Annotated in this window: 21 protein-coding genes and 3 pseudogenes; 10 read left to right on the top strand and 14 right to left on the bottom strand. The window is 44.0% G+C overall.

What is annotated here, in order from left to right; translation table 11 throughout:
• Window positions 1–38 precede the first annotated feature (38 nt).
• From MMY81_RS19095 to MMY81_RS19085, 3 genes and pseudogenes are all read right to left on the bottom strand, one after another.
• Window positions 39–1,774 (bottom strand): annotated as a pseudogene (locus MMY81_RS19095) (phospho-sugar mutase).
• Window positions 1,775–1,954: 180 nt separating this feature from the next.
• Entirely contained in the window at window positions 1,955–3,583 is a 1,629-nt protein-coding gene (locus MMY81_RS19090) for a glycerol-3-phosphate dehydrogenase/oxidase (protein ID WP_252314111.1), read from the bottom strand.
• A 229-nt stretch (window positions 3,584–3,812) separates the two neighbouring features.
• Window positions 3,813–4,367, bottom strand: coding sequence for a glycerol-3-phosphate responsive antiterminator (locus MMY81_RS19085; RefSeq protein ID WP_252314095.1), 555 nt, complete (start codon window positions 4,365–4,367; stop codon window positions 3,813–3,815).
• A gap of 171 nt (window positions 4,368–4,538) precedes the next feature.
• Between MMY81_RS19085 and glgB the strand changes: the two genes are divergently transcribed.
• The 6 genes and pseudogenes from glgB to MMY81_RS19060 all read left to right on the top strand — a co-directional run bounded on the left by glgB (window position 4,539) and on the right by MMY81_RS19060 (window position 12,607).
• A complete protein-coding gene (gene glgB / locus MMY81_RS19080; RefSeq protein WP_252314094.1) occupies window positions 4,539–6,455 on the top strand; it encodes a 1,4-alpha-glucan branching protein GlgB in 1,917 nt (638 codons plus the stop codon).
• Window positions 6,448–7,600 (top strand): annotated as a pseudogene (locus MMY81_RS19075) (glucose-1-phosphate adenylyltransferase). The gene glgB and the pseudogene MMY81_RS19075 overlap by 8 nt, the downstream one beginning before the upstream one ends.
• 17 nt (window positions 7,601–7,617) lie before the next feature.
• Entirely contained in the window at window positions 7,618–8,085 is a 468-nt protein-coding gene (locus MMY81_RS34320) for a sugar phosphate nucleotidyltransferase (protein ID WP_308215402.1), read from the top strand.
• Window positions 8,086–8,295: 210 nt separating this feature from the next.
• The gene (locus tag MMY81_RS34315) at window positions 8,296–8,724 is read left to right on the top strand and encodes a GlgC family sugar phosphate nucleotidyltransferase (protein WP_308215401.1); all 429 of its coding nucleotides are present in this window, start codon (window positions 8,296–8,298) and stop codon (window positions 8,722–8,724) included.
• Between the two features lie 13 nt (window positions 8,725–8,737).
• Window positions 8,738–10,147 (top strand): glycogen synthase, encoded by a 1,410-nt coding sequence (locus MMY81_RS19065; RefSeq protein WP_252314093.1) that lies wholly within the window; start codon window positions 8,738–8,740, stop codon window positions 10,145–10,147.
• 21 nt (window positions 10,148–10,168) lie between these two features.
• Window positions 10,169–12,607, top strand: coding sequence for a glycogen/starch/alpha-glucan phosphorylase (locus tag MMY81_RS19060; RefSeq protein ID WP_252314092.1), 2,439 nt, complete (start codon window positions 10,169–10,171; stop codon window positions 12,605–12,607).
• Window positions 12,608–12,666: 59 nt separating this feature from the next.
• On the opposite strand, the gene MMY81_RS19055 is transcribed toward MMY81_RS19060, so the two are convergent.
• Genes MMY81_RS19055 through MMY81_RS19045 form a run of 3 tightly spaced genes read right to left on the bottom strand, consistent with a single transcriptional unit; the run spans window position 12,667 to window position 15,243 of the window.
• Entirely contained in the window at window positions 12,667–13,635 is a 969-nt protein-coding gene (locus tag MMY81_RS19055; protein ID WP_252314091.1) for a Gfo/Idh/MocA family protein, read from the bottom strand.
• 9 nt (window positions 13,636–13,644) lie between these two features.
• A complete protein-coding gene (locus MMY81_RS19050; RefSeq protein ID WP_252314090.1) occupies window positions 13,645–14,301 on the bottom strand; it encodes a hypothetical protein in 657 nt (218 codons plus the stop codon).
• A 21-nt stretch (window positions 14,302–14,322) separates the two neighbouring features.
• Window positions 14,323–15,243 (bottom strand): bile acid:sodium symporter family protein, encoded by a 921-nt coding sequence (locus tag MMY81_RS19045; protein WP_120193557.1) that lies wholly within the window; start codon window positions 15,241–15,243, stop codon window positions 14,323–14,325.
• A gap of 158 nt (window positions 15,244–15,401) precedes the next feature.
• On the opposite strand from MMY81_RS19045, the gene msrA reads away from it, so the two are divergent.
• On the top strand, window positions 15,402–15,935 hold the full coding sequence (gene msrA, locus MMY81_RS19040; RefSeq protein ID WP_252314089.1) for a peptide-methionine (S)-S-oxide reductase MsrA: 534 nt from the start codon (window positions 15,402–15,404) through the stop codon (window positions 15,933–15,935).
• Between the two features lie 54 nt (window positions 15,936–15,989).
• On the opposite strand, the gene MMY81_RS19035 is transcribed toward msrA, so the two are convergent.
• From MMY81_RS19035 to lepB, 3 genes are all read right to left on the bottom strand, one after another.
• Entirely contained in the window at window positions 15,990–16,499 is a 510-nt protein-coding gene (locus MMY81_RS19035) for a small multi-drug export protein (protein WP_252314088.1), read from the bottom strand.
• Window positions 16,499–17,092 carry a TetR/AcrR family transcriptional regulator gene (locus tag MMY81_RS19030; RefSeq protein WP_252314087.1) on the bottom strand — a complete coding sequence of 198 codons (594 nt, stop codon included), beginning with the start codon at window positions 17,090–17,092 and terminating at the stop codon, window positions 16,499–16,501. Before MMY81_RS19030 ends, MMY81_RS19035 begins: the two co-directional genes overlap by 1 nt.
• A gap of 147 nt (window positions 17,093–17,239) precedes the next feature.
• The gene (gene lepB, locus MMY81_RS19025) at window positions 17,240–17,794 is read right to left on the bottom strand and encodes a signal peptidase I (RefSeq protein ID WP_252314086.1); all 555 of its coding nucleotides are present in this window, start codon (window positions 17,792–17,794) and stop codon (window positions 17,240–17,242) included.
• 214 nt (window positions 17,795–18,008) lie between these two features.
• On the opposite strand from lepB, the gene MMY81_RS19020 reads away from it, so the two are divergent.
• The 3 genes from MMY81_RS19020 to MMY81_RS19015 all read left to right on the top strand — a co-directional run bounded on the left by MMY81_RS19020 (window position 18,009) and on the right by MMY81_RS19015 (window position 20,850).
• Window positions 18,009–18,914: an Ig-like domain-containing protein gene (locus tag MMY81_RS19020; protein ID WP_252314085.1), complete on the top strand. Its 906-nt coding sequence runs from the start codon at window positions 18,009–18,011 to the stop codon at window positions 18,912–18,914.
• Between the two features lie 89 nt (window positions 18,915–19,003).
• Window positions 19,004–19,126, top strand: coding sequence for a hypothetical protein (locus tag MMY81_RS33435; protein WP_256497962.1), 123 nt, complete (start codon window positions 19,004–19,006; stop codon window positions 19,124–19,126).
• Entirely contained in the window at window positions 19,111–20,850 is a 1,740-nt protein-coding gene (locus tag MMY81_RS19015; protein WP_256497963.1) for a transglycosylase domain-containing protein, read from the top strand. The genes MMY81_RS33435 and MMY81_RS19015 overlap by 16 nt, the downstream gene beginning before the upstream one ends.
• 16 nt (window positions 20,851–20,866) lie before the next feature.
• On the opposite strand, the gene MMY81_RS19010 is transcribed toward MMY81_RS19015, so the two are convergent.
• The 5 genes and pseudogenes from MMY81_RS19010 to MMY81_RS34305 form a co-directional block, all read right to left on the bottom strand.
• Window positions 20,867–21,484 carry a DUF5366 family protein gene (locus MMY81_RS19010; protein WP_252314084.1) on the bottom strand — a complete coding sequence of 206 codons (618 nt, stop codon included), beginning with the start codon at window positions 21,482–21,484 and terminating at the stop codon, window positions 20,867–20,869.
• Between the two features lie 54 nt (window positions 21,485–21,538).
• Window positions 21,539–21,844: an antibiotic biosynthesis monooxygenase family protein gene (locus MMY81_RS19005; RefSeq protein WP_252314083.1), complete on the bottom strand. Its 306-nt coding sequence runs from the start codon at window positions 21,842–21,844 to the stop codon at window positions 21,539–21,541.
• A 193-nt stretch (window positions 21,845–22,037) separates the two neighbouring features.
• Window positions 22,038–22,601: pseudogene (locus tag MMY81_RS19000) on the bottom strand (tRNA (cytidine(34)-2'-O)-methyltransferase).
• 62 nt (window positions 22,602–22,663) lie between these two features.
• Window positions 22,664–22,867: a methylated-DNA--[protein]-cysteine S-methyltransferase gene (locus MMY81_RS34310; protein WP_308215400.1), complete on the bottom strand. Its 204-nt coding sequence runs from the start codon at window positions 22,865–22,867 to the stop codon at window positions 22,664–22,666.
• Window positions 22,868–22,918: 51 nt separating this feature from the next.
• Window positions 22,919–23,164: a hypothetical protein gene (locus tag MMY81_RS34305; protein ID WP_308215399.1), complete on the bottom strand. Its 246-nt coding sequence runs from the start codon at window positions 23,162–23,164 to the stop codon at window positions 22,919–22,921.
• Window positions 23,165–23,174 lie beyond the last annotated feature (10 nt).

Below are 23,174 nucleotides of genomic sequence, written 5' to 3'. Positions count from 1 at the left end.
GCTGACCCAAATGCTATTTGGGGCAGCTCTTTTTTATATTATTGAATCATCTGGTGAACGATGGACATAACGTCCATTTTACGCTGCAGCAGAGACTCTTCTGCTTCTTTAACATCGTCTTTTACTACGCCGAAATAAAATTTAACTTTTGGTTCTGTTCCGGACGGCCTGGCACAAAACCAGGAGTCGTCTTCAAACTTGAATTTAAGCACATTGGACACCGGAAGCTCGATTTTTTCTTTTTACCATCTGTTAAAAATGTTCTTTCCCCGGTATGATAATCTTCCATCGAGGTTACTTTCTGACCGCTGATGATTTCCGGCGGATTGGAGCGGAAATGATGCATAATTTCCTCGATTTTTTCGACCCCTGCTTTTCCTTTTAAAGTCAGTGAATCCAGGTCTTCGAGATAGCATCCGTATTTTTCGTAAAGCTCCTGAAGAGCTTCATAGATTGTACGGCCATTCTTTTTATGCCAAAGCGCCATTTCTGCAATAATCAAAGCAGACTGTACGGCATCCTTGTCTCTGACAAAATCGGCAATCAAGTAACCAAAGGATTCTTCATAGCCAAACTGAAACACGTATTCGCCGCTTTCTTCAAATTCTTTGATTTTCTCCCCGATAAATTTAAATCCGGTCAGCGTGTCCATCGTTTCCAGACCGTAGTGGGAAGCAATGACGCGTCCTAGTTCCGACGTCACAATTGTTTTCATGACGATTCCATTTTCAGGAAGGATCCCTTTTTCTTTACGCTGGGAAAGAAGAAAATCCAGAATAAGCGCTCCTGTCTGATTTCCGGACAGAACCTGGTAATGGTTGTCTTTAGCTTTAACTGCAATACCAATCCGGTCCGCATCCGGATCTGTTGCTACCAGCAGATCGGCTCCCAGTTATCTCCCTGCTCAATAGCCAGCTCAAAAGCTGCTTTTTCTTCAGGATTCGGGCTTTTCACCGTGGAAAACTCCGGGTCAGGCTCTGCCTGCTCGGCTACGACATGCACATTGGAGAAGCCGCTCGATTCAAAAATACGCGTTACCGGCAGGTGAGCGGTTCCGTGAAGCGGCGAGAAAACGATGGAAAGATCTCCGCCCTCTTTTTTACGGTTTCCGGATCCAGCAGGATGGTTTCTAAATGCTGATTGTACGGAAGATCTATTTCTTCCCCGATTACTTTCAGCAGGCCTTCCTGTTCCAATGTACTCTGCTCCGCTGTTTCAATTTCCAGTTCATTTTCGACACTGTTTACAAAGTCTACCAGCTCTTCTGCCGGCTCCGGAGGAAACTGGCCGCCGTCTTTGCCGTACACTTTAAACCCGTTATATATAGGAGGATTGTGGCTTGCCGTAATGACAACGCCCGCAAAGCATGCAGATACCTAACCGCAAAGGAAAGCTCCGGTGTCGGCCTCAGGTTCTCAAATATGTATGCCTGAATGCCGTGTGCACCCAGCGTGCGTGCCGTTTCCATCGCAAATAAGCCGGATCGGTGCCTGGAATCATAAGCTATCGCGACTCCTCGTGCTTTTGCTTCCTCTCCCCTGCTTTCTATAAACCGTGCCAGTCCTTCTGCTGCACGGCGGATCGTATATATATTCATTCTATTTGTACCCGGTCCCATTTCACCGCGCATACCGCCTGTGCCAAACTCCAGATACTTGTAAAAACTGTCCTCAAGCTGCGTTTCTTCTTCGGAAAGAACGTTCAGCTCCTCATCAAGTTCTTTTTCCAGAGATGAAAAAGATGTCCATCTTTCCCAATTCTTTTTCCAGTCCATTACGCATGACCTCTTTTCTGTTTGTATATTCTTATTATAGTAAACATATACACGTTCTACCATGATTATTAAAAAATGGCTTTTCTGCCGACGGCGTTGTTGTATGTATACCCTTATTTCCTCTCATTTATCCCATAAAAAAACAGCAGAAGCCGGATCGCTTCTGCTGTTCATAAATTATTAGGAAAGCACGGCGCTTTCTGTTTCTACTTCTTCTTCTGTATGCTTGGCATAACGGATTTCCGTTTCCAGCTCTTCCACAAATGAAGCTGCCTGTGTTTCATTCCAGCCTGCTTTTTTCTTCATAAAAGCAAGGACCGGCTCTTTCCATTTATCTACTTCGTTCATTCCGAAAAACAGAAGAGCGGCACGTCTATTAAAGAAGTCAAGCGGTGTAACTGCCATTTCTTCTTCAAGCGCGTAAAGAATCTGACCGCCTAGTTTTAACGGAAGACCTGCCTGTTCAATGTCTTTTTTCTGTTTCTTAATATGAGCAAATACGTTCGGTGCGTTAGATCCGTAGAATTCAATAACCTGCTCGGCTTCATCTTTGGACAGACCTGCCTGCTCGCCGAGGTACGCCTGTGTTTTTACGTACGTATCAAATCCGGAAGATCCATCTACTGCTCCGCCGGAAAGATGAATGTGCTCAGTCGGACATGGAGCATGGATATTCATTCGTTCTGCCACAATATCAACGGCTTTTTCAGCCATTTTGCGATACCCTGTCAGCTTGCCTCCTGCAATGGAGATTAGACCGGTTTCAGAAAGAAATACTTCATCTTTTCTGGAAATCTCGGAAGCTGATTTTCCTTCTTCGTAGATAAGCGGACGCAGTCCGGCCCAGCTTGATTCCACGTCCTCTTTGGTGAGCTTGAGCTCAGGAAACATGTAGTTGGAGATTTCAAGAACATAGCTTCTGTCTTCTTCCGTCATTCTCGGGGAAGCGATATCTGCTTCATAAACGGTGTCTGTTGTTCCAACATACGTTTTGTTGTCCCTTGGGATAGCGAAAGCCATGCGGCCGTCCGGCGTATCAAAATAAGTTGCCTGGCGCAGCGGGAAGCGTGTTCTATCGAATACTAAGTGAATTCCCTTAGTCAGACGAAGATGCTTGCCGAAGTTGGAGCCGTCTTTTTTACGCAGCGTATCAACCCACGGTCCTGCAGCATTAATAATATGATTGGCATAAATGGTATACTCTTTATTGTTTACTGTATCTTTTACTTTTACTGCCACGGCTTTTCCATTTTCATACACAAAATCTTCCACTCTGGCATAGTTAACCGGATTTGCTCCAAACTCTATGGAACGCTTTATTGTTTCCAGGGTCAGTCTGGCATCATCTGTCCGGTATTCTACGTATACACCGCCGCCTTTGAGCCCTTCATTTCTAAGAAGCGGTTCTTTTTCCAGCGTTTTTTCTTTATTCAGCATAAAGCGCTGTTCTTCTTTTTTTACTTTAGCAAGCCTGTCGTACACTTTAAGTCCAAAGGACATTGAAGTTTTACCGAAAGAACCGTTTTCCACTAAAGGAAGAAGCATCCACTGTGGTTCCGTCACGTGTGGAGCATTTTCATATACGATTGCTCTTTCCGTTCCAACCTCAGCTACAAGTCCTACTTCGTACTGCTTAAGGTATCTTAATCCACCGTGGACAAGCTTGGTTGAACGACTGGAAGTTCCTGCTGCAAAATCCTGCATTTCCACCAGTCCTGTTTTCATACCTCTTGCGGCAGCATCCAGGGAAATTCCTGCTCCTGTGATACCTCCGCCGATTACTAGAACGTCCAGCGTTTCCCGGCTCATTTGTTCTAATCTGCTCTCTCTGGATACAGCTGAAAATGCTTGATTATTCAAAGTTACGCCCTCCTGTAGTGTCGGACCGCCATTTTATCAGGTAAAAAAAACCGCAATATGACCATACAGTTGTCCTGTATAGAAATATTGCGGTCTCTCCTGCGGCTCCGACCTGATTTTAACTTACAGCTATTGTACACCCCGTGTGGAATTATTGTAAAGAGAAAAGCTTTTCTTTTTATAAATCAGGATTCCAGAGTTCTTTCCGGTTGGTTGTTACTGCTGTTGCACCAGCTTGAAGAGCACTATTTACTTCTTCCCGGCTGCGGATAAGCCCGCCTGCTACGACGGGAATGCCGGACCTTTCCAGTACTTCTGTTATCATACCCGGGATGACACCCGGCAGTACTTCAATAATGTCCGGTTTGACGTCATCTATTAATCGAAAACTCGTGTCGAGTGCCAGTGAATCCAGCAGAAACAATCGCTGCATGGCTAAAACTTTATGTTTTTTTGCCGTGATAAGCATTTGTTTTCTTGTCGAAATTAAACCATATGGCTTAATATGCTGGCAGAGAAACTGGGCTGCATATTCATCATGGGCAAGTCCCTGCACAAGGTCAGCGTGCAGGATAACTTTCTTATTTTCAGATTTGGCCAGCTGGATCATGCTTTTCAGCTGCGCAATGTGGGTATTGAGCAGTACTATGTGAGTCCCTTCTTTCTTTAACAGACCATCAAATTCTTTTGCTGTACGGGCAGCCGGAAGCACCGTTTCTTTTCCAAAAAACATATATTCTGCTCCTTTCTTTCATTAATTTTATATTTTTGTATTAAAGTTGGGAAAAAATAAATAATTTCTTATAAAAAAGGGAATACCTTTGTATGCAGCGAATAAGTATTAATAGGACAGCACTGCTGGAACGAAACTTTTACGTCAAACGAATTTAGGTGAGTTATACAAATGGATATGTACGGGATTACAGAAGAGCAACTTTATCTTTTTCATGAAGGAACATTTTATCACAGCCATCACGTGTTTGGGTGCCACCACATTACTTATAAAGGAAAAAAAGGCTGGCGCTTTACCGTCTGGGCCCCCCATGCGGAAAAAATCCACATCGCATGTGAAGATAATGCCTGGACAGGAGAAGGCTTCGAACTGCACCGTATTGATGATTTAGGAGTATGGACCGGTTTTTTCCCGGAATGGAAAGCACAGGCTACATACAAATACTCCATTACAGCAGAAGAAGGCAGCGTCCTTTTGAAAGCTGATCCCTATGCTGTTTTTTCTGAAATCAGGCCTAATACGGCTTCCGTTTCGATGCTGAAATCAACCCATCACTGGAACGATGAGAAGTATCTCGCTGAACGTGCACGCACCAACTTTTATGAATCAAAGATCGCCGTTTATGAAATGCACGCCGGCACATGGAAGCAGCATCCGGACGGTACGTTTTATTCTTACCGGGAGCTTGCCACCCACATTATACCTTACCTTCTGGAAATGGAATACACTCATGTGGAGCTGCTTCCTATCTCCGAGCATCCCTTTGATCAATCCTGGGGTTATCAGGTTACAGGCTATTTCTCTATTACAAGCCGCTACGGAACTCCTGATGACTTTAAGTATTTCGTTGACGCCTGCCATGCATCGGGCATAGGAGTTATTATGGACTGGGTGCCGGGACATTTCTGTAAAGACTCCCACGGCCTCAGGCAGTTCGACGGAAAACCACTTTATGAATATGATGATCCAATGATTGCTGAAAAAACAAACTGGGGAACATTGGTATTTGATTATACCAAACCTGAAGTCAGATCTTTTTTAATCTCCAATGCGGTATTCTGGCTGGAGGATCTCCATCTGGACGGTATTCGCGTTGATGCGGTTGCCAGTATGATTTATTACAATCTCGAAAAAACGGAAATGGATGCCAAGGTTTATAATATACATGGAGAAGGTATAAATTTAGAAGCAGTGGATTTCCTGAAGCAGCTTAATACCGCTGTTTCCGATAGACTGCCCGACACCCTGATGATCGCAGAAGAAAGCACGGCCTGGCCTATGATCACCCATCCTGTGAAGGACGGCGGCCTGGGATTTGATTTCAAATGGAATATGGGATGGATGAATGATACATTAACATATATGAAGATGCACTGGACGCAGAGAAAAGACTTTCATCACCTGCTGACATTTTCCGGTGTGTATGCATTTTCCGAACGTTTTATTCTTCCGCTATCCCATGATGAAGTCGTCCATGAAAAGAAATCCCTTCTTGATAAAATGCCCGGGAGCCAGGAAGAACAGTTTTCACAGCTTCGTCTTCTTTACGGCTATATGGCATCCCATCCAGGGAAAACACTTCTTTTTATGGGAGGCGAGCTCGGTGCTTACGACGAATGGCGCGATAAAGAAGAACTGGCATGGAATCTCTTAACGTATCCGATTCACCATGCTCTTCAGCGTTACGTCGCTTCTCTTCAGAAATTTGTTAAAAACCATCCGGCTTTGTATGCACAGGATCATCAGCCTGAAGGATTTACCTGGGTCGACGCTGATAACAGCGAGCAGAGTATTCTTCTTTTTACCCGTCAGAGTGAGGAAGAGGAGCTGCTGATATTGTGTAATTTCTCCGGAATGAAATTTCCTCACTTTCGGATAGGCGTTTCTGAACCCGGTTTGTACCAGGAAGTATTTAACAGCGATGAAGAGGAGTTCGGGGGCAGTGGTTATACAAACAGATTATACCTCCCCTCTTCCCCAAGCCCTCTTCACGGCAGGCCCCACTCTATTGATACAGTAGTACCGCCGTTTTCTACGCTGTACTTTAAGAAAAGAAAGGCAACTAAAAGGAGGAATCATAATGGGTAAAGAAATTATTGGAATGCTGCTTGCAGGCGGCGAAGGAAAGCGTCTCGGCCAGTTGACAAAAGACACCGCAAAACCCGCTGTCCCATTTGGGGGAAAATATAGAATTATTGATTTCACTTTAAGCAACTGCACACACTCCAACATTGATACAGTCGGGGTGCTGACGCAGTATCAGCCAATGGATTTAAACCGTCATCTCGGCTCCGGAACTCCATGGGAGCTGGATAGAAAATATGGAGGAATTTCCATCCTGCCTCCTTTTACCGTTCAGGAAGGCGGAGGCTGGTACTCAGGGACAGCTGACGCTATTTACCAGAATATGCAGTTTATTGACCAATATGATCCTGAATATATTCTTGTCATTTCAGGTGACCATATATATAAAATGAACTACGATGCCATGCTCGAACAGCACAAAAAGAAAATGCGGATGCTACCATCTCAGTTCTTGAAGTTCCATGGGAAGACGCTTCGCGTTTTGGCATTATGAATACAAATGATCAAATGGAAGTTATTGAATTCCAGGAAAAGCCAAGTGAACCTAAAAACAATCTGGCTTCCATGGGTATTTATATATTCACCTGGGCCTCCCTTCGCGATTACTTGATTAAAGACGCAGAAAATTCTGAATCCAGCCATGATTTCGGTAAAGATATTATTCCAATGATGCTTGAGGATGAACGGAAATTAAAAGCTTTCTCCTTCCACGGCTACTGGAAGGACGTTGGAACGATTAAAAGCTACTGGGAAGCCAACATGGACCTGCTGGATCATAATTCAGGTCTGCGTCTTCATGATAGAAGCTGGAGAATCTATACCGTAAACCCTAATCAGCCTCCTCACTATATGGGGCAGGAAGCAACCGTTTCCAATTCCCTTATCAATGAGGGCTGCCATGTACTTGGTCATATAAAGCGCTCCGTTCTTTTCCAGGGAGTACGTGTGGAAGCCGGATCTACTATAAAGGATTCAGTTATTATGCCGGAAGTAAAAATCGGCAGCAATGTCACGCTTGAAAAAGTTATCGTCCGGCCGGAACCGTTATACCCGACAACTGCGTTATTACATTCGACAAGGCAGAAGACTCCATGGTTGTCGACAACGATACTTCGTTCAAACAATATCTGCCAAGCAATCAACGATAATAATAGGAGGCTAGACTATGGCTAAAATGATGGGTGTTATAAATTTAGATTCCGAGTACAGCAACCTTAATGAGTTAACATATTTTAGAAGCGGGGCTGCCGTCCCCTTTGCCGGAAGGTACCGGCTGATTGACTTTACGCTTTCCAATATGAGTAATGCCAACATTCATGATATTGCAATTTTCGCACGTGAAAAATATCGCTCTCTCATGGACCATCTAGGCACAGGTTCCGACTGGGATCTAGACAGAAAGCGCGGCGGGCTCTTTATTCTGCCGCCGGACTGGAACGACCCGTCTGATATTTCGCGCGGTGACCTTCAGCATTTTCATAATAACCGTGATTTTTTTGAAAGAAGCTCAGCGGAATATGTTTTTCTCAGCGGAAGTCAGTGCATCATGAATCTGCCTATTTCTGAGGCACTTGATAAGCACATATCATCTAATGCAGATGTCACGTTAAATCTCTGCCAGCTTATCCGATGAGGACCGCGAGGATAACAGCTACCTTAAATTACAGACGGATGAAAACGGAGCGGTTACTGCTTTTTCCCATGATAGAAGCCTCCCTTCTATTTTTACCGGGATGTACATTATCAAGAAAAGTCTTTTATGGAACTGGTAGATGAGTGGTATCAACAATGAAAAAGAAACTTTTTCTTAAACGGTATTAAAGATAACCTGCATAAATTATCTGTGCAGACGTATCATCACGAAGGATATACGGCGTTTATCCAATCACTGAAAAGCTACTACAAGCAGAACATGCGGCTTCTTAATACAGATCATTACCAGACTTTGTTTTTTGAAAACCAGCGGATTTATACGAAAGTAAAAGATGAGCCGCCTACCAAATACGGCGACAGTGCCGAGGTTACCCACTCTTTGGTTGCCAATGGATGTACCATTGAAGGAGAAGTATCAAACAGTATTCTTTTCCGGGGCGTAACGGTAGAAAAAGGAGCCGTGGTTAAAGACTCTATTATTCTACAGCGTTGTCATATTAAGGCGGATTCCACGATAGATTACTCTATTATTGATAAGGACAGCACGATTGCCAGTGGGACGACACTAAAGGGCATTGAAGATCGTCCGTATGTCATAGCTAAACGATCAGTTATATAAGGAGAGATGTCCAATGAATCTTTTATTTGCCGCATCTGAATCACAGCCATTTTTTAAAACAGGGGGCCTCGCCGATGTGGTGGGTGCCCTCCCTCATGCTTTAAAGGAAACCAGCGACGATCATATACAGGTTATTCTTCCGTATTACAATCAATTTATGAAAGACCATTTTGCGGACAGGCTGGAGCTTGTTAAAACCGACATAATGATTCATTTAGGCTGGCGCCGGCAGCGTGCAGATTTACTTAAACTGAAGGAAAAAGGAATTACGTATTATTTCATTAAAAATAATTACTATTTTGACCGGGCTAATATTTACAGCTACTATGATGACGGCGAACGGTTTGTTTTTTTCTCCAAAGCTGTTATTGCTGCTCTTCCCCATCTGGAGGAAGATCCCGATATTATTCACTGCCATGACTGGCAGACCGGCCTCGTACCCGCTTTTTTGAAAGCATACGGCCTGCATTACAAAACCGTGTTTACAATTCATAACCTGCAGTACCAGGGTATTCTGCAGAATTCTGCATTTGATGATTTGATTAATTTAGGTGGAGAGCATTATTTCGGCATGGAATGGAACGGACTTATCAACTGCCTGAAGGCGGCTGTGCATCACAGCGATTTAATTACGACCGTCAGTCCGACCTATGCTGAAGAAATTAAAAGTCCATTTTTTGGAGAAGGAATGCATTCTCTTCTAAACGATAAATCCGACATTCTGCGCGGTGTTCTAAATGGAATTGATACAGCGTCATACGATCCGGCAAATGATTCTTATATTCCCCATCCCTATCACCACTCACCGGAAAAAAAGCGCAGCAACAAAGAAAGCCTGCAGGCTGAATTGGGACTTCCGGTAAACGGAGATATCCCTCTCATCGCCATGGTAACAAGGCTTGCTGACCAAAAGGGGCTGCCGTTGGTAGCTGATGTATTTCCTGAATTGATGGAACGCCCTGTTCAATTTGTGCTGCTTGGTACCGGAGATCCCGGCCTGGAGCAGTATTTCCGGGATATTTCCTCCCATTATCCGGAGCAGGCTTCGATTCGGACTTATTTTGATGAGGGACTGGCCCGGAGAATGTATGCAGGTGCGGATTTTCTACTTATTCCGTCCCGCTTTGAACCGTGCGGTCTGAGCCAGCTGATAGCGCTGCGTTATGAAACGGCTTCTATTGTAAGAGAAACCGGTGGATTAAAAGATACTATTCACCCATTTAATCCCGAAACCGGCACGGGAAATGGATTTACTTTTCATCAGTCCGATGCATACGAAATGCTCGGCTGCATCGATCATGCTCTTACAGTTTACGCAGACGAGAGCCAGTGGTCCGCTCTGCTGGAGAATATTTATAAAGCGGAAGTAGACTGGAAAACTTCTGCCCGTGTCTATCAGGATTTGTATCAGCAGCTTTCATGATAAAAGGAGAAGTGAGTCATAATGAATGAACAACAGCTTCAGGATTCCATCTGCCAGACCCTCGAAAAAAAACTGGGGACGACTATCAACGAAGCTACTTCCAGAGAAATATATATTGCGGTAAGTTCTATCGTAAAAGAAAATCTTAACAGCGAATGGCTTCAAACGACAAAACGCTACAAAGAGCAGAATCCCCGCACTGTTTATTATTTTTCTATGGAATTTTTGATGGGACGCTTACTGGAATCCAATCTTTTGAATATGCATTGGCTCGAACCAATGAAAGCAGCTCTTACCAACCTTGGGTTTGTTCCGGAGGACATATTCGCGTGTGAACAGGACGCAGGACTTGGAAACGGCGGCCTGGGACGGCTGGCTGCGTGCTTTCTGGATTCTATGGCATCGCTGCAGATTCCCGGCCACGGTTACGGGATCCGCTATAAGTACGGTCTGTTTGAGCAGAAAATCGTAGACGGCAACCAGGTGGAACTTCCTGATTACTGGCTGCGCGAACCTTACGTCTGGGAAACAAAACGTCCGGATCTTACTGCGGTGATCTGTTTTGGCGGACGCGTAGAAACATACGAAGAGAATGGGAAAATGAAGGTTTCTCTTCTGGATACTGAAAAAGTTGCCGCTGTCCCCTATGATGTGCCTATTAAAGGCTATAACAATGAAACGATCAATACGCTCCGGCTCTGGAGCGCAGAGCCTCTTGAGAGTGAAGATGGTTTCTATGCCGGAGACAAGCAGAGCTATTATGATCATTTAGAATCCAAGCGCTCCATTGAAAGAATTTCTGAGTTTTTATATCCTGATGATTCCAATATGGATGGAAAAATGCTTCGTCTGAAGCAGCAGTATTTTCTCGTTTCCTCCGGACTTCAGACAATTGTTAAGCTTTTTAAGCAGCGCACCGGTCATTCCTGCTTAAAACTTCACGAATACATCAGCATTCAGATTAACGATACTCATCCGTCATTAGTTGTCCCGGAATTAATGCGTCTGCTTATGGATGAAGAAGAACTTGGATGGGATGAAGCCTGGCATGTTACCACTAATACGGTAGCCTACACGAACCATACCATTTTAAGCGAAGCGCTCGAAAAGTGGCCTGTACCTTTATTTTCCCAGCTGCTGCCGCGTGTATACATGATTACTGAAGAAATAAATGAACGCTTCTGCCAGATGGTTTATCACGATCACCCGGAGTACCGGTCGGTTATTCATGAACTGGCGGTTATCAGCTACGGCCAGGTTCGTATGGCGCATTTGGCCGTTGTAGGCAGCTACAGCGTAAATGGCGTCGCTAAAATGCATACAGAAATCCTCAAAAGATCAGAGATGAAACAGTTCTACGGTCTGTTTCCAGGGAAATTCAATAATAAAACAAACGGCATTACCCACCGGCGCTGGCTGATGCAGGCAAACCCGGAGTTAACCTCACTGATTAACTCATCTATTGGAGAGGAATGGAAGGAACGCCCGAAAGATCTGATTAAACTGCTCCGCTATAGTACAGATGCTTCGTTTCAGGAGAAGCTGTTTGAAGTCAAGCAGTTTAACAAGCAAAATCTGGCCCGGTATATTAAAGAAAAAACAGGGCTTATTATTGATGATCGTTCGATATTTGATGTACAGATTAAAAGGCTGCACGGCTACAAGCGCCAGCTTCTTAATATTCTTTACGTCATTAACCGCTATTTATACCTAAAAGACCATCCGAATGCGGACATACCGGCACGGACGTTTATCTTTGGTGCAAAAGCAGCACCAAGCTATCATTTTGCCAAACAGGTAATCCGGCTGATCGTTTCAGCAGCCGATCAGATTAACAATGATGCTTCGATTAACGATAAAATTAAAATCGTTTTTCTCGAAAATTACAACGTCAGTCTTGCCGAAATGATTATTCCGGCATCTGAAGTAAGCCAGCAGATTTCCACCGCCGGAAAAGAAGCCTCCGGTACCGGTAATATGAAGCTCATGATGAATGGTGCTCTAACGCTGGGTACACTTGACGGCGCCAATGTTGAAATTAAAGACATGGTAGGTTCGCAGAACATGTTCCTGTTTGGTATGGAAGAATCTGAAATTGAAGAACTCCACCGTACAGGCGGCTACAGCGCGAAGTCTATTTATCAAAGCGACAAGCGGCTTCACCACATGATTAATCAGCTTCATGATGGTTTCTTTGGCCGGGACGAGCTCGCCTTTAAAGATATTTACTACCATCTGCTTCGCGATAATGATGAATATTTCGTTTTGAAAGATTTTGAAAGCTACGTGGAAGCACAGGAAATGATCGATCAGACATACCAGCAGTGGAATAAATGGCAGGAAATGAGTATTACCAACATTGCCCATTCCGGCAAGTTTTCCAGTGACCGCACCATTATGCAGTACGCATCTGAAATTTGGAATATCTCTCCTTATATTCCTGCGCCTGCAAAAAAATAAAGCTGCAGACACACATATTAAATCCAAAAAAAAGATGAGCCGTTTTTGGCTCATCTTTTTTATTCTCCAGGAAACTGAAGGCCCCACTGTTTGCGTACTTCATCCATAATCTTCATTACGTCCGAAGTAAGCTTCAGGGTCCCATCATTGCTGCGGCCGATAACCATCTGATTCATTGCCTCCACCTCATATTCGAGGGCTCTGGCTGTTTCTCCCGCTTCCAGCGTCTCAGCTGTGCCATCATTATAAACAATATCTGCACGGGAAGCCCGGTTAAAATCGTCCATTTCAATATAACCCTGCGAGCCGGTAATCAACCCTTTTTTAGGCATATTCCCCCGCAGTGCCAATGATACCACGGCTACTTCCTGATGCTCATTTTTTAATACAATTCCTGATTGTTCGTCTACACCCGTTGAGGCTGTAGTGCCAAGCGTCACAATTTCATTGGGTGCAGCAGTTAAATAATATCTGGCGAATGTTAAAGCGTAGGTGCCAATATCAAGCAGGGCTCCACCAGCCAGGTCTTTGTTGAAAAAACGATCGTTTTTATCAAAGTCTTTAAACATGCCAAATGTGACGTTAACCATGCTGACTTTACCGATGCCGCCTTCTTCAATAAAGGATTTTACTTTTTTATGAAGAGGATTATGATAAATCGTCATTGCCTCCGCTAAAATAAGCTCGCGTTTCTCCGCTTCTTCTTTTAGAATCTGCAGCTGCCTGTCGTTTACCGTGATCGCTTTTTCGCAAAATACGTGGCGGTTTTTTTCAAGACTTTTCATGACCCATTCAAAGTGGTGCGAATGCGGGGTTGCTATATAAACCACGTCCACATCATCGTCTTCAAGCAGTTCTTCGTAACTTCCGTAGGCATGATCTATTCCATACGTATCTGCGAAAGCCTGTGCCCGATCCGGACTTCTCGATGCCACGGCGTGAACATGTCCGTTTACTGCTTTGATCGCTTTGGAAAAATTAATGGATATCGTACCTGGTCCTAAAATGCCCCATTTTAACGTTGTCATTTTTTTCTCCTATCTCTTTTTATAAGAATATCTGCTTTTTTTCCAGCCCGGACGATACAGCAGATAAAGCGCTGTTCCGAGCAGCGGAATACTAAACAGAAGCCATTGTTTAGAAGTCAGCGTCCGCTTTCGTTTTGCAGCATCTTTTTTAATCATGTATACAGCCAGCACTGCAAATAATAGAAAATCAATGACCATCGTGTGTACTAAATGATAAGACCAGAAGGCTTCCCATAATCCACCCGGCTGAAAGCTGCCGATGGCAAAAATAATCAGTGCTCCTGTCAGGAGCACAAGCAGGCCTGCAAATACTTTTGAACCGGTTACTTTCCCAACTGTACCCGGTTTGATAAGGTGCGTTGATTCTTTTCGAAGAGCGATGTAGGGCATCAGTGCAAAGGCCCCTGCTCCAAAAGAGAGAAGCACAAAAGGCCATGCTTTAAGGCGTCCCCTGCCCGGATCGGTAAATAGGAAAGCAGTGAAAAGCAGCGGCCAGACTCCCAGCGAGTTGAATAAAGCGATAACGAGCGGATTCATACTGGTTTGTTCGAATGTAAAAAGAGCCTGCATCTGCTCCATTGTATACTGCTCTCCGGCCGGTGCATAAAAAATTAAATACACGACGGCGAGAGCCCATAATAAAAGTATTCCCAATTTAGCGGACAAGTATGCTCCTCCCCCTTCTTTTTATGCGCGGTTTTTTCTTCCCCACCATGAGACAAGAAGCGGTCCCGATATATTATGCCAAACGGAAAATACGGCGGCCGGAAGCGCAGCAAGCGGTGTGAAATGAACAGTCGCCAGCTGGCTGGCTAATGCGGAATTCTGCATCCCGACTTCGAGCGAAACCGCGCGCCGCTGTGCCTGGTTCAGCCCCATAAACATTGCTGCCGCATAGCCAAGCAGCAGACCGAAACCATTATGAAGAATCACAGCTGCGATAACCAGCGCTCCTGTCTCTATAACATTTTCTCTGTTGGCAGCTAATACTCCTGCCACAATAGCTACAATTGCTGCCATTGAAACGACAGGAAGTATCTTTGTTCCTTTATCTACTACAGCCGGCAGCAGTTTTCTTACCACAATCCCAAGCGTAATCGGAATTAAAATGACCTGTACAATCGAAAGAAGCATCGCTCCTGCATCCACAGGAAGCCACGTATTTGCAAACAGTAAGAGAAGCAGCGGCGTCATCACAACAGCCAGTATAGTGGAAACCGAAGTCATTGCTACAGAGAGCGCTACGTCCCCTTTAGCTAAATAAACCATAACGTTAGAAGCGGTTCCTCCCGGTGAAGCACCGACCAGAACGAGACCGGCGGCGATCTCAGGCGGCAGCTGCATAAGCAGCGCAATTAAAAAGGCAGCGGCCGGCATGATAACAAATTGAGCGATTACGCCTACAATTACCGGAAATGGTTTTTTAGCGATAATTCCAAAATCCGCTCCCTTAAGAGTCATTCCCATGCCAAACATAATAATACCGAGCAGCAATGTAATGTAAGCTGTAATACCAACAAATACATCCGGCAGAAGAAAAGCTGCACCAGCGGCGGCCAGCACAAATACAGCAAAATATTTGTTCACAAACAAAGTTACCTGATCCATTTTTTCGTCCTCCAATAGTATGTACAAAATTATAGTAATATTTTGTCATTTTACTCCTCTATAGCTTATCCTTCAACCCTTTAACGCAGGTACGAGCCTTCTACTGTAAAATTATTTCCCAACTATGCTACAATTTGGCTGAAAAGGAGACGATACGAATGACTAAGACTGGGAATTATGAAAAAGCTACATTTGCAGGAGGATGCTTCTGGTGCATGGTACAGCCTTTTGATGAGCTTGAAGGCATTATCAGCATTACCTCCGGCTATACGGGCGGTCACGTGGATAATCCGTCCTATGAAGAAGTAAAAACAGGAGAAACCGGCCACTACGAAGCCGTGCAGATTCAATTTAACCCTTCTTTATTTCCTTATGAGAAACTGCTGAGACTGTACTGGCCGCAGATTGATCCTACCGACGACGGCGGGCAGTTTCAGGATCGCGGTCCACAATACCGTACCGCTGTTTTTTATCATAATGCAGAACAGGAAACATCTGCACAGCAGTCTAAAAAAGACATGGAACAGAGCGGAAAATTTTCACAGCCTGTCGTTACGGAAATTAAACCCGCCTCCGCGTTTTATCCTGCGGAAGATTATCACCAGAACTTTTATAAAACACACGAAAAAGAATATAAAGAAGACCGGAAGCAGTCAGGACGGGATGAATTTATCCAGTCCCACTGGCAGTAATTTCCGGTAAATGCTCAAAAAGCTATACTGCCTCAGGCAGTACAGCTTTTCTTTTTATCCAAACCAGCCCATCAGCCAGTCCATTCCTGTTACAGAAGCAATAGTCATGGCAATAGTCCACACTGCCAGACTAACGTTCATCCATACAACGATCTGCTTTCTTTCTCCCTGAAATCCCATGGCTAAAGCAGTAGCCAGATGTATGCCCGTGATGCCCGGCCCGGCGAGGGCAATACCCGGAATCCCGTATTTATCAAAAATACGTTTCATTCTCTGCTGGCGTTTTTCTTTTTTAGCCAGTTTCTTCGGGTCCGCATGTTCCTCTTTGGTATCGGTTTTCTCTTTTCGTTTCTGTATTAGGCGCTGATACCACCGTTTTTTCCTTAGCCAGTCCATACCGTAAATAATAAGCAGTACGGGCAGCGCGTTTCCTATAAAGGAAACAATAGCTACAGGAACCGGATGCAGCCCCGCGCCAATCCCAATTGGAATAACAATGACAAGCTCAAGCCAGGGAGTTGCAGCCATAACAAACAGCCCTAAATACCATCCAATCCATTCCATTACTTTTCCACCTGACCGCGACTGCGGATACCCTTCCAGAAAACAAACCATGCCGCTTCTGTTTTCTTTTCTACTGCTGCTGCATCATAAATATGCATTTCTGTCGATATTCCGTCTAAAATTACGTAAAACGCCTGCAGATACACTGTGGTATCTCCCGGCTCTATTTCCTGCTGGGCGATCCCCTCTTCCATGAGTTCTGCCAGCATGCTGTCGGTTTCTCCTTCATAGGCTGAGAATTTCCCCAGTATACTCTGCTGCAGGTGTCTGGGAGGGAATGTCAGCACTCTCATATAGAGCATGCCTTGATCTTTCAAGCTTAAAAAGCGCGCTGTTGATGTTAATACTTCCTTTAAACGGTATTCTACGTTGCTTTCACTTTTTAACAATATAGACTCTTTTACATACTCCACGTATGAACAGAACACCTCATCCACAATTTCAAGAAACAAAGATTCCTTGCTTTCGATGTGATTATAAAGGGAGGGCTTTTTCATCCCAAGCTTTTCAGCAAGCGCTGATAAACTCATTCCATCATATCCCTTATCAGCAAACAGCTTTAGTGCCTCCTGTTTTACTTTTATCTTCATCATTTGATCTGCCTCCCGAAACTAACGAACGGTAGCCATTGTATCTTTTTTGGCAGCAGCCCGTCAATTACTCCCGCTTATAGAAAACGGGCTCTTAACATAGTCGGAATAATAAAAAAGCACCTTCCCGGAAGAAAGATGCTTTTTCGCTTATCCTATTAACTTGAATTCCTCAATCGGCCAATAGCGCAGGTTTGCTTTACCGACAATTTGTTCTGTTTCAATAAAGCCAAGCTGACGGCTGTCCATACTATTTAAACGATTGTCCCCCATTACAAATACCGAGCCTTCCGGCACAGTGCTCTGACCGGTTATTTCCTCCAGCGTGAAGTCCTGCGTAAACAATCCTGTTCCGGATGACTGTTCTTTAAACGGCTCCAGATAGGCTTCATCCTGCGCTTCTCCGTTGACGTACAAAACATCATTTTCAAATGCAATATGATCTCCAGGTACTCCGATCACTCTTTTAATATAGTCGCTCTGCTCATCAGCGTGAAAAACGATCATATCCGAACGATCCGGTTCTCCAAATTCATATCCAATTTTATTAATAATCAGACGCTCTCCATTTTCTATTGTAGGCATCATGGATTCACCGTGCACCATGTAGTTTGCAAATAAAAATTGTCTTACGATTAGTACGACCAATATAACGATAATAAATGTTTTGACCCAATCCCATATTTCACGGGCGATATTATTCATTTCTTTTCCTCCGTTTCATATCTATTATAATGTATCATTATTGATTTACAAGGACAATCATTGTCTTCTGTTAAATAGAAGTTGCTAGTTGGCGGTCATATAGGATAAAATCAATACTATAGCCTAAAATGAAAAAGTATGTGACAAATGTGTAACAATGACTAAAGAATGGTTTCCAGACTATAACGGACACGTAACAATAAGGGGATATTTTATGAAGATACTATGGGTTCTCTTTTCCATAGTTCTCGCGTTCTCTATTTTTCCAGGGCATGCTTCCATGCTTACCCTGGACTCCGTGGCTGATGAAGTAAATACCTCCCCGCCGGGATTATCTTATTCTTTACATGATGAGGAGCTGACTATGGCATGGGGGGAAAAAAACTCAACAGGCTATAGAATAAATATTGAACAAACGAATATAAGCGAGAACACACTGCAGATTTACTATTCTCTGCGCTATCCGGATCCGGAGGAATTCAATATCGCCCATCCTGTTTATCCGGAAGATCAGGCTTCCATTGATGGAAGCGCCGACGAAATTGAGAATGTAGAAATGTATGAAGTAAAAAACAGCAGCACATTTAAAGATATAAATACTCCTGTAAAAATAGCCAGAGGCGATATATGGACGCTTACTCTAAACCAGGCGGTTAACTCAGATTCTTTAACAGACGCAAATATTTATATTACCGATGAGAACGATGAAAAATTAACCTCTGTACTTGTGCTCACGACCGATCAGGAAATCAAAATCATCCCTCCCGATGAAGAAATGGAGCGGGGCAGCATTTACACTTTATATGTAGAAAAAGAGCTGCAGTCTTCAGCCGGCAACTCTCTTTTAGGCGGCTATAAACAATCTTTCTACATTGATAACGGAGAATCCGTATCGTGGAGAAAAGATGCACCTGTGACTATGCAGCCTGTTATTGCCAATCAGGAACTTGACCTGTCTTTCCAGGGGGCCGGTACGGAAGAAACCTCGGAAACGGAAGAAGAAATTAACGTTTTCCCGATTGAAATTGATGAAAATAACCAGCCCTTTATGATACGCCGAATTGAAGAAAACACTTCTTTTTCTCCTATACGTTCCCCTCTTTCACCAGCAGACAGCTAAACTCTCCAAAAAAGGAGAGTTTAGCTTTTTATTTTCGAATTGATGCCGATATAAATATAAAGAAAGCTGGAAAGAAAGTAGGAACTCCTTTGAATAAAAAAGCAGGTACGCTTTTTATCGTTATGCTTCTTGCGCTTACTGTTTTTCTGGCAGCAGCTGTTGCGGGAGTAACGATTATACTTCCCCTTCCCAAACCCTGGATCATCTTATAGATAAAGAAACTTTTCATATACCGACCAACAGCTTTGTTTATACATCCCAAAATGACGTTCTTGCTGAATGGCATAACGAACAGAATCGTCTGTATACAAAGCAGACAAAAACCCCGGAAGTAGTTAAGCAGGCATTTCTTTCGACAGAAGATCAGCAGTTTTTTGAACACAAAGGTCTCGATGCCTCTGCGGTCCTTCGTGCGGTACTTGCTAACGCTCAGGCGGGCTCTATTGAAGAAGGGGCCAGTACTATTACGCAGCAGCTGGCCAGAAACCTATTTCTTCACCATGGCCAGACCTACGAGCGTAAAATAGCAGAAGTGCTTTATGCTGTTGAATTGGAGAATACCTATTCCAAAACGGAAATACTGGAAATGTATATTAATACTATTTATTTTAACCGTGGTATTTACGGCTTTGAAACTGCCAGCCAGGCATACTTCTCTAAATCGAGCAGCGACCTTACGTTGGCAGAAACAGCCTTTTTAGCGGCGGTTCCCGCTAATCCCACGTACTACGATCCAATTGATAATAAGGATCACACGCTGGAACGCCAGGGCTGGATTCTACAGAAACTGCTCGATACAGAGAAGATCACCGAAGAAGACTATCAAACGGCGCTGGATGCTCCTATTAATGTAATAGAACCAACGTCAAGAGCCTCGCTGTCGCCGGATTACGAAGATCTCGTAAAAAACGAATTCCGTGAACTTGTTGCGGATAAAGAAGGATACTCCAAACAAGCGGAAACAGCATCGGAAGATGATAAACAGGCAGTGTCTGAAGAATTGGATAAGCGGATAGAAGAGCTGATGAACAGCGGCCTTCATATCTACACGCATTTTGACAGCGGCCTTCAAGCGGCCCAGAATGAGGCGGCCGCTTCTGTTCTGTCAAATGATGCTGCTGAAGGAGCCTCTGTTACAATTGATCATTTGAATCATGAAATAGTTGCAGCCATTGGAGGGAAAAATTATCAAAATGGAGAATTTCACCGGGCATTTCAGGCATACCGTCAGCCGGGGTCCACGATTAAACCGCTTCTTGTCTATGCGCCCTATATAGAAACGTTTGACGTCTCCTCTATATCAATGGTGGAAACAAAAGATATATGTATTAAAGAGTATTGTGTATCTCAAGACGGCCTTAACCAGCCGGTATCATTGAAAAGAGCGCTTGCCGCTTCCTACAACACCTCCGCCCTCCGCCTGTTTGAACAAACCGGCATCAGCGAATCCTTTTCCTATTTGGAAGGTTTTGCATTTGATAACGTAACTTCGACCGACCATACTCCCGCTTCTGCTTTGGGAGGATTCAGCCGGGGAGTCAGCCCGCTGGAATTAACGAACGCCTACACTGCGTTTTCCAATAATGGAAGTTATACGCCGGCACGGGCTATTTCAAGCGTCCAGGACGAGGAAGGAAGAGTGCTTTACGAATGGGAAGATAAAGAAAAGATAGTCTGGTCGGAGGAAACAAATCAGGAAATGCGGATTCTTCTGGAGGAAGTTATAGTATCCGGTACAGGAACCGCAGCAAAAATAGATGCTGAATCGTTCGGAGGAAAAACGGGCACAACGAATGAGGAAAAAGACTTGTGGTTTGCAGGGTATAATGAACGTTACACCACCGCAGTCTGGATTGGCGAAGATCAGCCTGCCTCTCTTGCTGCAATCGAAAACGAAAAGCCTGCCCTGGTATGGTGGAAAAAGGTGATGGAATGATCTTTTGATTTATATGTTATTCAGGCAGACTCTCTCTGCAGTCTGCAGCAGAGACGCCTGATTTTTTATCCATTACAAGACAGGCAGACTTTCTATAAAACTGTTTGTACAGGCGCAGTCCGGTATAGCCTATCGATAAAAACAAAGCGGTCCAAAAGCTTCCATGTAGAAACAACACCCCGATTAAACCCGAAGCTGAAATGAAATCTTTTGTCCGAAATAAAAAATACGTAAAATAAACAATGGCTGCTGTCAAAAAAAGACCGCCAAGCGCCGCTGCAGAAGAAACAAGCAGAAGCGAAATCAGTCCGGCCCCCAGATAAATCCAGCTGCCTCCCCTGATTTTCTGCAGGGCCTCCCCCTCCTGATCTTTGGAAAAAAACAGCAGGGAGAGCTCCAGAATGGTTCCGGCTATCAGCTTAAACGCAGCGAACAGCATAAAATAAAAAAGCATGCAGAACAGCAGAATACTTATTTTGATACCTGCTTCAGACATAACTTCCATCATGCCCTGATATAATCCAATATCCTGAAGAAAGCTGCTTACCTGACGCTCTGTATACACAGCGAAAGACAGACTGAAAAGCAGAATGGCGAATAATGGAAAATGACTTGTTAAATATGTATTTTTCATAGCAGTGCAACCTTTTCTTTTAAAAAGCCCGCAGCAGAGCTGCAGGCTTTTATATTATAAATGATGAACGACTTCAAATTCTTTTAATTCGCTTCCAGAAGCCGGGCTCTTCTCTTTGGATTCCCGCTTTTCTTTATGAGCGTTCTTAAACTGGTCGCTGTGAAGCCAGTTCTGGTAAGCTTCTTTAGATTCCCACTTCGTGAATACGACAAGCGGCGCATCTTCTTTTTCCTGTTCTAAAAACATGAAATCCAGGCAGCCTTCCACCTCTTTCATATTTCCAGCGCTTTTTCCAAATCGTTCTTTCATTTGGCCGCGCGCAGGTGCCGGCACATTTAATTCGTTCATTACTACATACATAATTTAATGCCTCCTGTTTTTTCGAATGATTCTGTATTCATTATACCAACTTAAAGACCTGTAATCCAGATACCATTTCACACACTGGTATCAGTAGGTTATACTATTAGCATAGACTGATACATAGAAAGGACGATGAAGATGAAACTTCTGCTGCTGCTTGGCATCTGTGTCATGTTTCTAGCTTCTATTTTCACTGCCGGCGTTGACGAAAAGGCGCACAAAAAGTAAAATGATAACGTATCTTATAAAACCACAGGCTCTTTAGAAGAGCCTGTGGTTTTATGTGAGCTGCTGGAAATTCTCGCTGGCGCAGAACTTCATAAATAATAATGGCCGCTGTGTTAGATAGATTCAGGGGAACGAATCAAATCATTCTGCGGTATTTTCAGGCATTGATCCGCATAGCGGTCGATAAGTTCCTGAGGTATACCTTTTGTCTCTTTTCCAAATACAAAAAAGAGGTCTTCTTCTCTGCTGCTGTAATCAATAGAGGAATAAGTTCTGCTTCCTACGGTTTCTATAAAATAGAATATGCCGTCCGGAAAGGTCTCAGCCAGTTCCTCAAAGAATCATAATAATGGATCTTAACGTCCGGCCAGTAATCGCAGCCCGCTCTCTTCAGCATTTTATCCTCTGTTGAAAATCCAAGCGGCCGGATCAGATGAAGATGTGTACCGGTTCCTGCGCACGTTCTCGCTATGTTTCCGGTGTTAGCCGGGATTTCCGGCTGGTACAATACGATATGGTTGCTCATTGCATGTTTCCTTTCTGTAACGCTCTACCTGACTTTCCGTTCTTGAGCTGTCTGTTCTTTTTCTATTTCCAGGAGATAGGTTTTTTATCAAGTCCCCCGCCGTATCCGACGAGCGCTCCATTGCTTCCTATTATACGATGACAGGGTATCATAATAGGAATAGGATTTTTATTGTTGGCATTCCCGACTGCCCTGACAGCTTTTTCTGAACCGGCAGCAGCAGCAATTTCTTTATACGAAGCTGTTTTTTCCGTAAGGAACTTCAATAAGCGCTTTCCAGACCGCCTGTTGAAAAGACGTTCCTTCCAAGTCATACGCTACATCGAAATCTGTACGTGTCCTTCAAAATATTCTCTGAGCTGCTGGATTTCTTCTTTAAAAACAGACGCGTTTTCTTCTAATTCAATATCGGTGCCTTTGTATCTCACAGCCCAGACCTTAAAGGACGGTACGGATTCTGCGGTGCCTGCAAATTTAATAGACATCAGCCCTTTGCGGGAAGAAAATAGGGTAAGTGGACCGATAGGGCTTGTCACTTCTGTATAATACAGTATATTTGTCATTCAAGCATCC

This window comes from Sinobaca sp. H24 (genome assembly GCF_023845525.1).
This window is presented reverse-complemented; position numbering and strand designations above follow the sequence as displayed.

Excerpts from the sequence above, each read along its gene's own strand:
- MMY81_RS19090 (WP_252314111.1), bottom strand. The coding sequence starts at position 3,583 with ATGAGCCGGGAAACGCTGGACGTTCTAGTAATCGGCGGAGGTATCACA.
- MMY81_RS19085 (WP_252314095.1), bottom strand. The coding sequence starts at position 4,367 with ATGTTTTTTGGAAAAGAAACGGTGCTTCCGGCTGCCCGTACAGCAAAA.
- glgB (WP_252314094.1), top strand. The coding sequence starts at position 4,539 with ATGGATATGTACGGGATTACAGAAGAGCAACTTTATCTTTTTCATGAA.
- MMY81_RS34320 (WP_308215402.1), top strand. The coding sequence starts at position 7,618 with ATGGCTAAAATGATGGGTGTTATAAATTTAGATTCCGAGTACAGCAAC.
- MMY81_RS19065 (WP_252314093.1), top strand. The coding sequence starts at position 8,738 with ATGAATCTTTTATTTGCCGCATCTGAATCACAGCCATTTTTTAAAACA.
- MMY81_RS19060 (WP_252314092.1), top strand. The coding sequence starts at position 10,169 with ATGAATGAACAACAGCTTCAGGATTCCATCTGCCAGACCCTCGAAAAA.
- MMY81_RS19055 (WP_252314091.1), bottom strand. The coding sequence starts at position 13,635 with ATGACAACGTTAAAATGGGGCATTTTAGGACCAGGTACGATATCCATT.
- MMY81_RS19045 (WP_120193557.1), bottom strand. The coding sequence starts at position 15,243 with ATGGATCAGGTAACTTTGTTTGTGAACAAATATTTTGCTGTATTTGTG.
- msrA (WP_252314089.1), top strand. The coding sequence starts at position 15,402 with ATGACTAAGACTGGGAATTATGAAAAAGCTACATTTGCAGGAGGATGC.
- MMY81_RS19035 (WP_252314088.1), bottom strand. The coding sequence starts at position 16,499 with ATGGAATGGATTGGATGGTATTTAGGGCTGTTTGTTATGGCTGCAACT.
- MMY81_RS19030 (WP_252314087.1), bottom strand. The coding sequence starts at position 17,092 with ATGATGAAGATAAAAGTAAAACAGGAGGCACTAAAGCTGTTTGCTGAT.
- lepB (WP_252314086.1), bottom strand. The coding sequence starts at position 17,794 with ATGAATAATATCGCCCGTGAAATATGGGATTGGGTCAAAACATTTATT.
- MMY81_RS19020 (WP_252314085.1), top strand. The coding sequence starts at position 18,009 with ATGAAGATACTATGGGTTCTCTTTTCCATAGTTCTCGCGTTCTCTATT.
- MMY81_RS19010 (WP_252314084.1), bottom strand. The coding sequence starts at position 21,484 with ATGAAAAATACATATTTAACAAGTCATTTTCCATTATTCGCCATTCTG.
- MMY81_RS19005 (WP_252314083.1), bottom strand. The coding sequence starts at position 21,844 with ATGTATGTAGTAATGAACGAATTAAATGTGCCGGCACCTGCGCGCGGC.
- MMY81_RS34305 (WP_308215399.1), bottom strand. The coding sequence starts at position 23,164 with ATGACAAATATACTGTATTATACAGAAGTGACAAGCCCTATCGGTCCA.